This is a genomic window from Actinocatenispora comari (genome assembly GCF_017312725.1).
In the GTDB taxonomy this organism is placed as follows: Bacteria; Actinomycetota; Actinomycetes; order Mycobacteriales; family Micromonosporaceae; genus Actinocatenispora; species Actinocatenispora comari.
The window spans coordinates 48,248-60,695 of record NZ_BOPO01000110.1; the positions used below are offsets into that span (position 1 = coordinate 48,248).

Annotated in this window: 18 protein-coding genes; 16 read left to right on the forward strand and 2 right to left on the reverse strand. The window is 70.5% G+C overall.

Features of this window, described 5'->3' with window-relative positions:
• Positions 1–29 precede the first annotated feature (29 nt).
• A complete protein-coding gene (locus tag NUM_RS26135; RefSeq protein WP_370467064.1) occupies positions 30–176 on the forward strand; it encodes a helix-turn-helix domain-containing protein in 147 nt (48 codons plus the stop codon).
• 11 nt (positions 177–187) lie between these two features.
• Positions 188–1,414 carry a tyrosine-type recombinase/integrase gene (locus NUM_RS26140; RefSeq protein ID WP_225918867.1) on the forward strand — a complete coding sequence of 409 codons (1,227 nt, stop codon included), beginning with the start codon at positions 188–190 and terminating at the stop codon, positions 1,412–1,414.
• Between the two features lie 123 nt (positions 1,415–1,537).
• Here the strand turns inward: NUM_RS26140 and NUM_RS26145 are convergent, their stop codons facing one another.
• Positions 1,538–2,683 (reverse strand): tyrosine-type recombinase/integrase, encoded by a 1,146-nt coding sequence (locus NUM_RS26145; RefSeq protein WP_207127580.1) that lies wholly within the window; start codon positions 2,681–2,683, stop codon positions 1,538–1,540.
• Positions 2,670–3,338: a hypothetical protein gene (locus NUM_RS26150; protein WP_207127581.1), complete on the reverse strand. Its 669-nt coding sequence runs from the start codon at positions 3,336–3,338 to the stop codon at positions 2,670–2,672. Before NUM_RS26150 ends, NUM_RS26145 begins: the two co-directional genes overlap by 14 nt.
• Positions 3,339–3,487: 149 nt before the next feature.
• On the opposite strand from NUM_RS26150, the gene NUM_RS26155 reads away from it, so the two are divergent.
• From NUM_RS26155 to NUM_RS37995, 14 genes are all read left to right on the forward strand, one after another.
• Positions 3,488–3,685 carry a helix-turn-helix transcriptional regulator gene (locus NUM_RS26155; RefSeq protein ID WP_207127582.1) on the forward strand — a complete coding sequence of 66 codons (198 nt, stop codon included), beginning with the start codon at positions 3,488–3,490 and terminating at the stop codon, positions 3,683–3,685.
• Position 3,686: 1 nt separating this feature from the next.
• Positions 3,687–3,986 carry a hypothetical protein gene (locus NUM_RS26160; protein WP_207127583.1) on the forward strand — a complete coding sequence of 100 codons (300 nt, stop codon included), beginning with the start codon at positions 3,687–3,689 and terminating at the stop codon, positions 3,984–3,986.
• 128 nt (positions 3,987–4,114) lie between these two features.
• Positions 4,115–4,441 carry a hypothetical protein gene (locus NUM_RS26165; RefSeq protein ID WP_207127584.1) on the forward strand — a complete coding sequence of 109 codons (327 nt, stop codon included), beginning with the start codon at positions 4,115–4,117 and terminating at the stop codon, positions 4,439–4,441.
• Entirely contained in the window at positions 4,438–6,375 is a 1,938-nt protein-coding gene (locus NUM_RS26170; protein WP_207127585.1) for a toprim domain-containing protein, read from the forward strand. The genes NUM_RS26165 and NUM_RS26170 overlap by 4 nt, the downstream gene beginning before the upstream one ends.
• Before the next feature lie 301 nt (positions 6,376–6,676).
• Positions 6,677–6,808 carry a hypothetical protein gene (locus NUM_RS37745; protein ID WP_263975146.1) on the forward strand — a complete coding sequence of 44 codons (132 nt, stop codon included), beginning with the start codon at positions 6,677–6,679 and terminating at the stop codon, positions 6,806–6,808.
• On the forward strand, positions 6,805–7,074 hold the full coding sequence (locus tag NUM_RS26175) for a hypothetical protein (protein WP_207127586.1): 270 nt from the start codon (positions 6,805–6,807) through the stop codon (positions 7,072–7,074). The genes NUM_RS37745 and NUM_RS26175 overlap by 4 nt, the downstream gene beginning before the upstream one ends.
• Positions 7,071–7,202, forward strand: coding sequence for a hypothetical protein (locus NUM_RS37750; RefSeq protein ID WP_263975147.1), 132 nt, complete (start codon positions 7,071–7,073; stop codon positions 7,200–7,202). Before NUM_RS26175 ends, NUM_RS37750 begins: the two co-directional genes overlap by 4 nt.
• Positions 7,199–7,537: a hypothetical protein gene (locus NUM_RS26180; RefSeq protein ID WP_207127587.1), complete on the forward strand. Its 339-nt coding sequence runs from the start codon at positions 7,199–7,201 to the stop codon at positions 7,535–7,537. Before NUM_RS37750 ends, NUM_RS26180 begins: the two co-directional genes overlap by 4 nt.
• 385 nt (positions 7,538–7,922) lie before the next feature.
• Positions 7,923–8,102 carry a hypothetical protein gene (locus NUM_RS26185; protein WP_207127588.1) on the forward strand — a complete coding sequence of 60 codons (180 nt, stop codon included), beginning with the start codon at positions 7,923–7,925 and terminating at the stop codon, positions 8,100–8,102.
• The gene (locus NUM_RS26190; protein ID WP_207127589.1) at positions 8,099–8,575 is read left to right on the forward strand and encodes a hypothetical protein; all 477 of its coding nucleotides are present in this window, start codon (positions 8,099–8,101) and stop codon (positions 8,573–8,575) included. Before NUM_RS26185 ends, NUM_RS26190 begins: the two co-directional genes overlap by 4 nt.
• Complete coding sequence (locus NUM_RS26195) at positions 8,572–8,832, forward strand: hypothetical protein (RefSeq protein WP_207127590.1); 261 nt, start codon at positions 8,572–8,574, stop codon at positions 8,830–8,832. The genes NUM_RS26190 and NUM_RS26195 overlap by 4 nt, the downstream gene beginning before the upstream one ends.
• Positions 8,832–11,147 carry a hypothetical protein gene (locus tag NUM_RS26200; protein ID WP_207127591.1) on the forward strand — a complete coding sequence of 772 codons (2,316 nt, stop codon included), beginning with the start codon at positions 8,832–8,834 and terminating at the stop codon, positions 11,145–11,147. The genes NUM_RS26195 and NUM_RS26200 overlap by 1 nt, the downstream gene beginning before the upstream one ends.
• A gap of 37 nt (positions 11,148–11,184) precedes the next feature.
• Complete coding sequence (locus tag NUM_RS26205; protein WP_207127592.1) at positions 11,185–11,460, forward strand: hypothetical protein; 276 nt, start codon at positions 11,185–11,187, stop codon at positions 11,458–11,460.
• Positions 11,461–11,590: 130 nt separating this feature from the next.
• Entirely contained in the window at positions 11,591–11,872 is a 282-nt protein-coding gene (locus NUM_RS37995) for an HNH endonuclease (protein ID WP_370467065.1), read from the forward strand.
• The last annotated feature ends 576 nt before the right edge of the window (positions 11,873–12,448 follow it).

Here is a 12,448-nt window from a genome sequence, read left to right on the forward strand (position 1 = left end):
GGCTCGAACCTGCTTGGACGATTGACGACGTGGCGGCGTACCTGCGGGTGCCGGTCGAGACGCTACGGACTTGGCGAAAGAAGCGCACCGGCCCGCCGGCTCGTCGCTGCGGCAAGCACCTCCGGTACGACCCGGAGGCCGTCCGGGCGTGGCTCAGTTCGAGCGACGTGGCGTAGGGCGGCGGGACGTGGCGCACATCGAGGATCGTTGGTACCGACCGACGCAAGACGAGTTCGGCAAGGTGGTCGTCAACGGCCGCGGCAAGCCGGTGATGGAGCGGACGGAGAGGTACGGCAAGGGGGATCGGTACCGCGTTCGCTACCTGACCCCAGCGGGGGAGCGGCGGAGCAAGTCCTTCGCGGACAAGCAGAAGGGCGATGCTGAGGCGTTCCTCATCACCGTTGAGTCCGAGAAGCGGCGAGGGACGTACGTCGATCCCACCGCCGGCAAGGTCTTGTTCCGCGACTACGCGGAGCAGTGGATGCGCGGACAGACGTTCGATGAGTCGACCCGCGAATCGGTCGAGTACCGCGTTCGCAAGCACCTCTATCCGATGCTCGGCGGCCGTCCGCTGGGCAAGATCAACCCCGGGCTGATCCGGGAGTGGGACCGTTCGCTGTACGACGTGCTGTCGGCGTCAACGCGCTCGGTCGTCTTCGCTCACCTACGGGCCATCCTCGGCGCGGCCGTCGATGACGAGAAGATCGTCAAGAACCCGTGTACCGCGCGCTCGGTACGACAACCGCGGCCCACTGAACGCCGCGTCGTGCCGTGGACTCGCGAGCAGGTGGCTGGGATCCGCCGTGCGATGCCGGAGCGGTATCGGCTGGTGGTGGACCTCGGCGCCGGTTGTGGCCTTCGGCAGGGTGAGATTTTCGGTTTGTCTCCGGATGACGTGGACCTGGATGCCGGGGTGATCCATGTGCGGCGGCAGGTCAAGCGGGTCCGCTCGCGGTTGGTCTTCGGCCTGCCCAAGAACGATCGCGACCGGCATGTGCCGCTTCCGAGCATGATCGCGCGCCGAATCGAGGACCACATCGACGGTGGTCGGTTCGGCCCGACCTCGATCACGCTGCCGTGGGAGAACCCGCTGACCGGGAAGCCGACCACGGTCGACCTGCTGTTGACCACGACCCGGAACGGTGCGCTCAACCGGTCGACGTTCGACAGCAAGATGTGGCATCCGGCCTTGGCCCTGGCGGGCATCGAACGGTCGCGCGCGACCGGCGTCCACGCGCTGCGGCACTTCTACGCCTCGGCGCTGCTGGACGCGGGGGAGAACATCAAGAGCCTGTCGAGCTACCTCGGGCACCACGACCCCGGCTTCACGCTGCGGGTGTACACGCACCTGATGCCGTCGAGTGAGGACAGGGCGCGTCGCGCGATCGACAGCGTGTTCGGTGGGGACGAGTAGCCCCCACGCGACCCCCGGAGAGGTGCGGCCCGGGTGTTTTGCCAGGTCAGAGGCTACGTCGTGACAGTCCCCGGCGTACCGGCCGACTCGTCCACCCCAACGCTGTGACCTGCGGCGATATCATCAGGCACCCCCGCTGTTCCGCCGCTGTTCCGCCGGCCGGATCGCGAGCAGCGCCTCGACGGCACCGCGGCCGAGGTCGGCGTCATCCGGGAACAGATGCCCGTAGGTGTCCATGGTCTCGGTGATCGTGGCGTGCCCGAGTCGGGTCTGTACCGCCTTCGGGTTGACGTTCGCCCGGATCAGCGCCGAGGCGTACGTGTGCCGCAGATCGTGGAACCGGGTACCGGCCGGCAGACCAGCGCGGTCGACCGCCTCACGCCAGCAGTGGCCGAAGCTCGACCGCTGCGCGATCTTCCACGACCGGTTGGTGACCAGCACACCGCCCGGACCCTCGCGGTACCCGTCCCGCTGCATGTGCTTGGTGATCTCGGCCAACACCCAGTCGTCGGCCGGGACGGTGCGGCGTGACGCGGCAGTCTTCAGCTCGACCAGCTCGCCGTTCTGCGCCTGCTCGCGCACCAGGACGCGGCGGCGCAGGAAGTCGACCTGCGGGACGGTGAGGCCGAGCGCCTCACCCTCGCGCAGGCCGAGGCCGAACCCGAGCACCACGGCGAGCCGGTACCGCTCGGTGATCGCCTCGCACAGCGCGAGCAGTGCCTCGGCCGGCAGCGGCTCGACGGCGTGCGCGGTCACGCGGGGGAGCGGCACCCGCGAGCACGGGTTGACGCCGATCACCTGGTCGTCGACGGCGGACTGCATCAGGCTGCGCAGCACCGCGAACACGGTGTGCACGGTCGACGCGCTGAGCTTGCCGCTGATCGCCGTCACGAACGCCTTCATGTCGGACCTGCCGAGGCTGCCGATCGGGCGCTCACCCAGCGCCGGCAGGATGTGGTTCCGCAGGTGCCGGTCGTACGTCTCGGTCGAGTTGCTGCGCAGGTGAACCTGCGCCGGCAACCACCTGGTCGTGGCGTAGTCCGTGAGCCGGATCCGGCCGGCGCGCTGGTCGACGTACACGCCGCGGTGCCGGTCCGCTTCCATCGCGACCGAGTGCCGGTCGGCGTCGGTCCGCCGAGCGAACGCCTTCGTGTGCTCGCGGCCGTCCGGCCCGATCCATACAGCAAGCCACCGCTTCGCCCGCCCCGGGTTCGCCTTGGCACGCTCGCGCCGAGCCGGGTCCTCCCAGAGGTCCCTAACGCGCGCCATCGTCGCCGCCCTGGTCGCCGACCCGGATCTGCCCGGTGTCGATGCCGACCCGTGCCATGTCGTCGACGACCCCACGATGCAGCCGCGGCGGGAGCACGTCCCGGTCGCGCATCTCCTTGTGCACGGTGGCCAGTGCGGCGAGCGCGTCGCTGTACTGGCGGCGTGCCTCAACGGCAGCGGGTGAGTCGGCGCCGTCGGTGTACTCCTTCGTCTGCACTCGACCGTTGGCCTGCTCGACACGCTGTTGGGCCGCGTAGTGCTCGCGGTACAGCACGAGGGGCAGCGCGGCGCGCTGATAGAAGGGCACATCCCCGGTGACGTGGCGGTCCGATGTCGTCTGCGGAGTCTCACCCTCGATCCAGCGACGCACCAGGTCCGGATGCAGCGCCACGTCGGGGACCGCTTCCATGCTGTCGCTCTCGCCGAGCGGCAGCAGCAGCGCCAGCGGCGGCACCGACAGTGCGTACGACAGCGCCAGCCACTCGCCGACGGTCACGATGTTGCGCCGGCCGCTCTCCAGGTTGGCGATGGTCTGGCGATCCCACTGCAGGCCGATCTCCTGGCATCGCTCGGCGAGCCGTTGAGCGCTCATCGTGCCGCGGTACGTCTTGATCCGCTCGGCGACGATCTCGGCCAGCCCGGCGTCGGTCGGCACGAGCTCGGCGCGTGTGCGGCGCCCGCTGCGCGGTGTCTGTGTCATAGAAGCGCACTCTAGCGAGTCCACATTGACAAAGCTAGCCCCGGGCCGGAAGATGCTCACCAACGACAGTCCAAAGCGCAGGACTGTGCGAGGGGAGCACAACCATGGCCGAACGGCTTATGACGGTGGGCGAGGTCGCCGAGTACCTCGCCGTGCCGGTGCAGACGATCTACGCATGGCGGAAGCGGTCGGAGGGCCCGCGCGGATGCCGCGTTGGCCGCTACGTGCGATTCCGGCGGACGGATGTCGAGAAGTGGCTCGACCAGCAGGCGGCGGGCGGCGGCCCCGGGGCGGCGGCCTGACATGCCGCAGACACGAAACCGCCGCACCGGCGACGACTCCGGTACGGCGGTCAACAACATGGTCGGCGAGACCGCTGTCAGCGTACCGCGCTTCCCCGTGGCGTACGCCTCGGCGTGGGCGCCGTCGGCTCGCCGCACCCGCTGGGTGGTCGTGACCCGCTGCCCGTTCTGCGGCGCCGGACACGTCAGCTACGCCCACGAGATCGAGCGGGCGGGCGGTCTGCGCCGACCCGGCTGCCGACCTGGTGCCCGGTACTGGGTGGCGGTGGCCCGCACCTACACGGGAGAGGTGGCGGAGTGATGAACGGATCCGTTACACCGCAACGTTCCTGTGACGGGTGCGGGGAGCCGTTCGCACCGCGCCGGTCGGATGCCCGGTACTGCTCGGGTCGGTGCCGCACTGCGGCCTATCGCAACCGTCACACCCCGGTGGAGACGAAACGGGTACGTCGTCGGCCGATCCGGGACGCATGGCGGGATGCGGCGTGGGAGTACCTGCGGGCCGCCGAGCGCCTCGCCCGGCTCACCGAAGACGACCGGTTCGCCGGCGACGTCGACGAGCTGTTCAGGATCGGCGGCCGGCTGATCGCCGATGCTGACCTGGCGATGACCACCTACCACGCGCACGTCGACCAGATCGACAAGAAGACCCGGCAGCAGGTCCTCATCGGGCGGGTACTGCCGCGGACCGAACGGGCGTTCCTGCGATCCGTAACAGGAGAGTCGTTCGGTGACGGATCGGGGGATGCGGCATGAGCGCGCTGGACATCGTGTTGGGCAAGCTGTCTGCGGCCACCGGCACCGCGCCGAGGCAGTCGGCCGGGCAGTACGTGCTGCGCTGCCCGGCCCATGAGGATCACTCGCCGAGCCTGTCGGTGCGGGGTATTGAGGGGCAGGCGTTGGTGTACTGCCACGCCGGGTGTGCGGTCGAGGATGTGCTCGCCGCGGTCGGGTTGACCCTCGCCGATCTGTACGACGAGCGGCGTGCGGACTACCGGTACGACGACGGCCGGGTCGTGCGGCGTCGGTACGAGCAGGGGAGGCGGATCTTCAAGCAGTCGGGGACCGACCGGCCGCCGACCCTGTACCGGCTCGCCCGGGTCGCCGATGCGGTCGCGGACGGACGCCGGGTGTACCTCGTCGAGGGTGAGAAGGACGTGCACGCCCTGGAGTCGCTGGGCGCGGTGGCGACCACGGCGCCGATGGGCGGCGGCAACTTCGACAAGGTCGACGTCTCGCCGCTCAAGGGTGCCGAGGTGGTCGCGGTCGCCGACCGGGACGCCACCGGGGTCCGGTGGGCCGAGGTGGTGCGGTCCCGGCTCGTCGGGTACGCCGGCAGCCTCGCCGTGGTCGAGGCAGCCGAGGGGAAGGACGCGGCCGATCATGTCGTGTCTGGGCATGGCCTGGCCGACTTCGTGCCGGTCGACGAGCCGAGCGCCGGTACCCCTGGAGATCAACACTCCGAGCTGCCGCCGAGCCGGCGGGTGGACTTCTGGCGGGCGCGCCCGTACTTGGCCCACATTCGCCAGTACGCGCAGGCCCGGATGGTCGGGCCGTGGGCAGTGTTGGGCAACGTGCTGGTGCGGGTGGCGTGCGCGACCGAGCCGACCACGATGCTGCCCAAACTGATCGGCCACTACGGCAGCCTGAACACGTTCATCGCGTTCGTGGGGCCGTCCGGACTCGGTAAGGGCACTGCGGCCGCCGCCGCCGACGATCTGCTCCAACTGTCCGACGAGATCGACGAGATGCCGCCCGGGTCCGGCGAGGGCATCGCCCGGATGTTCGCCCACCGGTACAAGGAAGGCGCCGGCGCCGACGCCACCTGGACGCTGACGAAGGACCGCACCCGGCTGCTGCTGGTGGCCGACGAGGTCGACTCCTTGGCCGCGCTGGGTGGACGCAAAGGCGCGACGCTGCTGCCGGAACTGCGTAAGGCGTGGTCGGGTGAACGGCTCGGATTCGCTTACGGCGACCGGGAGAAGGCCGTCATCCTGCCGGCACACTCCTACCGGCTCGGCCTGACCGTCGGCGTACAGCCCGAACGGGCCGGGGCGCTGCTCGACGACGCCGCCGGCGGCACGCCACAGCGGTTCCTGTGGCTGCCGGTCGGGGACCCGGATGTGCCCGAGTGCGACGTCGACGACCCCGGTACGGCCGAGCTGACTCTCCCGAAGGTGGGCGCCATGACCGTGCCCGCGGCGATCGGCGCCGAGATCAAGGCCAACCGGCGTCACCAACTGCGCACCGAGACCAGCAACCACGACATGATGCTCCGGCTCAAGGTCGCCGCGCTACTGGCCCTGATGGACGACCGGGGCGACATCAACGCCGAGGACTGGGAGCTGGCCGGGGTCGTCAAGGCGGTGTCCGACGAGACGCAGCAGCGGATCCGTGACGCACTGTCGGATGCCGCCCGCCGGACCAACCACGGCCGCGCCCTGGCCGACGCCGACCGCGAGATCGTCAAGGCCGACCGGGTCGCCGAGGCGACCGGGCAGCGCATCGCCCGGTTCCTGCGGCGCAAGATCACCGCGCAGGGTGTGTCGCTGCGCGACGTCCGTCATGCACTGGCCTCCCGGGACCGGCCGGACTTCGAGAGCGGTCTGGACCGGCTCGTCGCCGCCGGCGAGGTCGAGATCTACGACGCCGACAAGGGTCAAGCGGTCCGACTCAAGGCGGGTTCCTGATGGGGTGGACGCGCCTGAATCCGGGGACACGTGGGGACATTGTCCCCGGTACCTCAAGCACAACGGCCGATCACCGACTACCCGCACCCCGGGTGACCAGCGAAAACACTTCTAGCCGGGGACAGATTCCCGCAGAACGCGGGGACATTGTCCCCACGTGTCCCCGACCAGACGTGACCATCGCCGAACCCGTCGACGGCCCCGACTGCGGCTGGTGGCTCGTCGCCAGCCGCGGCGAGCACGGCACCGACTGCCCCGGCTGCCGGCAGGCAACCGGGGGGCCCGACCACCGGGAGGCGTCGTGACCGTTACCGACCCCGACCTCGTCGACGAGCAGCTCGCCGCCGCGCTCGCCGGACTGTCCGCCGCCGCCGACCAGCTCGCCGCGGCGATCCGCGAACTGACCGACACCACGAAGGAGAAGACGACGTGAACGACGAGACCACCACCGAGGCGCTGCGCCGGTTCCGCGAGCGGCTCGGCTACTTCACCGAGCGGATCGCGCTCGGTGCCGGCGACGACGTCGACGACCTGCCCGACGTGATCTTCCAGGAGGTCGCCTACCTCGCCCAGAAAGGCCCGGTCGCGTACGTCCGGTACGTGGAAGGTCTCGATGCGCTGGCGCGCGGCGGCGCCGAACTACGGGCAGGCCTTGACCGGGAGCTGCGGCTGATCCTTGGCGAGGGAGACGACCGGTGACAGCGTCCGCCAGCGCCGAGTCGGACATCGGCGAAGTCGCTGCCGCCGTGGCCGCGCTGTCCGCGGCCGTCGACCATCTGGGCGCAGCGATCCGGGACCTGACCGGCATGACCGAGGAGGCGCCGTGAGCGACGAGGCGGTTGAGGCGCTGCTGTGGCCGCCGGAGCTGGGCGGGCGAGCTGGCGGTCCGTACCTGCAGCTCGGGACGGACGGTGCGCTGATTCTGACGGTGGCGTCGGCGGCGCTGCTGATGGGCGTGGATCCCGACGAGATGGCCCGGGTGCACGAGGCGCACGTCGAGGACACCTGCCTGGTCGAGGACGTTCGCTTCCCGCCCGGCTGGATGGCGCAAGGCAAGGCGACGATCGCGCGCGTAAGCGAGCAGTACGGCGCCGAAACGCTGATCGAGGTGCTGCTGATCCTGCTCGCCGAGCGCGAGCAGTCGGCCCGAGCAGAGGGGTAGGGCACCTTGGCGCTGGACACCCGTGAGCGGCTCATCCTGCGGTGGTGCGCGGAGAACAGCCGCGACCCCCGTATCCCGGGCATCCTGGCGGCGCTCGCGACCCGTACGGCCACGCCCGGCCTGTGCGCCCGGTGCGGCGAGGAGTTGCCCGCCCCGGCCGCAGGGAAGTGTCACGGACGGCCGCGCCGGTATTGCCTGCGCTGCAGGCCATCCCGGGCCAAACTCCCGCCAAACTCGGTGCCGGTCGCAGGCTCGGTGTAGCCGCAGGTTGGCCTGGCACTGGCCGGCCTGCGGTCAGCACCGCCCACGGAGCGGCCACCGGTACCGCCCCGAGCCGTGGCACTCGGCGAGGTGTGATTCCGAACCGACGTAGTGGAGGCCCTTCATGGTCACCCTGCTGACCGACGTGATCGCCGCCGAGCAGCGTTATCTCGACGCCCGCAAGGCCGGCGACCGCGCAACCATCCGCGCCGCCGAGGACGAGCTGAGGACCACTCAACGCCTGTTCGGTGCCGGCGCGGACCGCCAGGCCGCGCCAGGCGCGGCCGGACAGGAGAACCGATGAGCTGGACCATGGGGCACCGCGACGGTGCTCTCACCATCGCCGCCGCGCGTGGCCTGATGTTCATGGGCGAAGAGGACCGGGAGGCCGCTCAGTACCGGTACGACCGGTCCGTTGCCCGTGCCCAGCGTGTTGCCCGCGAGAACCGGCTGGAGGCCAAGGTCGCGGAGCTGGAGGCGGAATCTGCCGCGCGCCACGCTGCCCGCCTTCGCCGCCTCGCGGGGATGCCGACGCGGACGGCTGTGCTCCCCGTTGCCACCCGCACGACGGCCCGCAGCGTCTCGCGGCGCCCGGTGGACAGCATCGAGCGGGCGCGAGAGGAGGCCCGTCGCCACCCCGGCGTGGCCATCCCGTACTCGGACGGCCACATCACGTACGCCGACGGCTTCCACTGCAGCGGGACGCAGGTGGCGGCCGAGAACGTCCTGGCACGCAACGCCGAGCGCAGTACCCGAGCGGGTCGGGAGACCCGGTGATCACCGTGCCGGCCACGCCGCGGGTCCCCGCCGCGCTCGCCTACGAGCGCGCCGTGGCCGAGCGCGGCTGGCTCGGCGCGGATCCCGCCATGGTGCGCGACAACATCCTTGCCGCCGCCCGATCGGCCGTCGCGGCAGTCGAGGCCGCACAGCAGGGCCCTGCGCGAGGCCAGGTCGACGAGCCGACCGACGAGCGGCTCGCCGCCATGCTGGCCCGCCTGCAGGCTGTCATCGGCTCTCTGGAGGGTGAGCGCTGATGCGCACCGTGGGGATCAAGGTGCTGGCGGACTCCGCACAGTACGAGCGGGCCATGCTGGAGTCGGGGGCGTCGACCGAGGCCCTGGCCAAGACGATGGACAAGGCCGCGAAGCAGTCGCGGAACCTGACGCAGGCGACGAACAGCGCCCGGACGGCGGCGCTGGAGCAAGCCGCAGCTGAGCGCGCTGCAGCATCCGCCACGGACCGGTCTGCGGCGGCAGCGAAGAAGGCCGCGAAGGCGCAGATCGAGGCCGGCGCGGCAGCCGAGAACGCGGCCGAGGCTGCGCAGAAGCTGGAGCGAGGCAAGATCTCCGCAGCGGAGGCGCAGAAGCTCGCCGCGACCGCGGCCCGGAAGGACCGCGACGCGCAGTTCGCGAACGCAGCGGCAGAGAAGGCCGCGGCGGTCGAGGCTGAGCGGCTGGAGCGCGCCTCGATCAAGGCGGCGGCAGCGCAGTTGGCGATGGCGAAGGCTGCCCGCGCTGCGGGCGAGTCCGCCGGGTCGCGTGGCCTGACCCGCAAGCAGGGCGGCAACCTGCTCGACTCGCTCGTCGGCGACGGGACGATCGTCGGCGAGGACGCGGCGAAGGCGTTCATCGAGGGCTTCCAGGCGACGGCGCAGGCCGGCTCGAAGAACGTGCTGAAGGACCTTGCGGCCGGCGTCGGCTCCGCCGGTGAGGTGCTGATGCCGGCGCTGGTCGGTGCGGCCATCGGTGCCGCGCCGTTCGTGCTGGCCGCGGTCGGCGGCGCAGTGCTCGCCGGGGTCGGTGCGGCCGGCATCGGGCTGGGCATCGCGGGCCAGGTGCAGAGTCCGGCCGTGAAGTCCGCCTGGGTCAACCTGGGCAACTTCGCCAAGCAGCGGCTGTCGCTGGCGACGCTGGGCGTGGAGCAGCCGCTGATCCACGCGGCGAACATCTTCGGCCACCAGCTCGACCTGTCGACGGGCGATTTCCAGAAGTTCGTCAACGAGGTGGCGCCCGAGATCGACTCGCTGGCGCAGGGTCTCGCGTCGATGTTCGGCAACATCGGCACCTACCTGCCGCAGGTCGGGGAGGCGGCGAAGCCGATCCTGGATCTGCTGGCGAACGAACTGCCGAAGGCCGGCGAGTACATCGGGCAGTTCCTGCAGGACATCACCGCCGACACCCGTGGCGCCAGCGAGGGGCTCGCGGTGCTGTTCCAGCTGTTCTACGCCGGGCTGCAGCTGGTCGGGCACACCATCGCCGGCGCCGAGTTCGCGGTCGACAACTTCTTCCAGTCGATCTACCAGATGATCGCGCTGGCTGCGAAGATCCCGGGCCCGTTCCAGGAGACTTTCAAGTCGCTGAAGCGGACGATGGAGGACAACCTCGACGCGTCGCACAAGGCGGCGAACGGGCTCGACGGGTTCGGCAAGTCGGCGGATGCCGCGGGCACGAACGCGCAGGCGCTTAACGATCAGCTCAGCGCGCTGTCCGACCAGTTCGATTCGCTGGTGACCGCCGCGATCGCCGCGTCGAACGCTGACCTGGCGTTCCGCGACGCGCTGGCGAACGTCACGAAGGCGGCGCAGGAGAACGGCACCAGCCTTGACGTGAACACCGCCAAGGGCCGCGCGAACGTCAAGATGTTCAACGACCTGATCAGCTCGGCCGAGGCGGACCGGCAGGCGAACATCCGCAACGGCATGAGCATCGACGCGGCGAACGAGAAGTTCGACCAGCAGATTGGGCAGATCTACAAGCAGGCCGCGGCCGCCGGCTACAACCGACAGCAGATCAACCGGATGGTCGCGTCCCTGCTGGGGATCCCGCCGAAGGTCGCCGCGCAGGTGGGACTCACCGGTGCGAAGAACGCCAAGGAGGAGGCCGACGCGGTGCGTCTGGCCCTCGACAAGATCCACAACAAGATCGTCACGATCACCACCCGGCACATCGAGTACCGCACCGACAAGGGCGGTCGTGCACTCGTCGACCGCGCCAACGGCGGGATCCTGGACTACTACGCCAACGGCGGGATCCGCGAGCAGCACGTCGCGCAGATCGCCCCGGCCGGCGCATACCGGCTGTGGGCGGAACCGGAAACCGGCGGGGAGGCGTACATCCCGCTGGCACAGTCCAAGCGGCCCCACTCGATCGACGTGTGGCGGCAGGCCGGCGAACGACTCGGTGTGAGCCCTAACGTGATCGCTGCCGCAACGCCGGCCGTCACCGTCGCGCCGAACATCAACGTGCAGGTGCTGATGGGCACCAAGGACATCACCGACGTGGTCGACGTCCGGATCACTGAGCAGAACCGCCAGACCAACCGCCACATCGGAGCGGGAGTACGCCGGTGAGCAGGCCGGCACGCCAGCAGGAGATAGGAGAACCGGGATGAGCATCGAGGCTCGCAGCGAACAGCAGTACAACGGCCCGTACCGCGCCGAGTGGGGGCGGCCACCACGCAACCTGGAGGCTCGGCGCGCCTGGATCCTCCGACACATCAAGCCCGAGCACCGCCCGAGCCCGCGACAGCAGCTCGCCGCAGCCGAGCGCCGCTGGTCGGAAAGCGACGGCCCGCTGCGCTACCAGCGGCAGCTGGATCAGGCGAGCATCAGGTACCTGAACATCGCCCAGCAGGCTGCCATCGCTGCTCGCGAACGCGGCTGACAGCGCTGCCCGCGCCCCTTGCTGGCCCGCCCGTTGACTTCCGCACCGGGCGGGCCGACACCATTCGGAGGTGAGCATGCCCAGCAACGCGTCCGGCCTTGGACACCACCACCAGGCGCGACGGCGTGCCATGCTCGCCGCTCTCGTGCCCGGCACACCCTGCGAGCTGTGTCAGCGGCCGATGTACCCCGAGCGGCCGCTCGACGTCGACCACGTCATCCCGCGTGCTGAGGGCGGTGCGCACGGACCTGTGCGCCTTGTGCATCGAGGTTGTAATGCCCGACGCGGGCAGGCGCTCGGGGTACAGCGACGTCGCGCAGGGGTAGGCATGCGGCCCGACACACCGAAGACCCTGCGATGGTGCGAGGCACACGAGGCGTACTGCAGCACGTCGCACTCGCGGGCATGGTGAGCCGGCCGTTTTTTGAAGGCCGGCCGTCCGGGACCCTATCTACCCTCCCGAGAAATCTCTCCGAGCGGTTCTGAGTCACGTGACATCGCCGGATCGGCCCGAATACCTGCGGAAACCCGCTGAGATCGCCGTAGAGCGCCAAACGGACCCTCACCCATAGTCGGGTAAGGGTCCGTGGCGTCTCTGGTGTGCTACGCGCGCCGTCGGGCGGCCCAGTTGGCCGCGCGTCGGCCGAGTCGGAGCCGGCGGCCGGTTCCGGAGCAGCGGCGGCAGTCGCGCCATGCGCGCCCGGACGGCGACCGGTGGGTGCCGGATCCCGTGCAGCGCGGGCAGGCCACGAACGGCCAGACCCAGCAGGCGACGGCGTAGGCGGTGGCCCACAGCAGGCCGGCGGCGATAGCGGCGGCGATCAGTCTCATGATGTGTCTCCCTGACGGGTGGAGGGTGGTCCGGCGGCGCCGGCGCAATCAGCGATCGCGCAGGCCACGGCCGGGATCAGGCGCTAGCGCCGCCGCAACCGGTTGCGGCGCCGCCGCGATCGGGCCGCCAGGGGTACGCACGATCTGCGTACCCCTG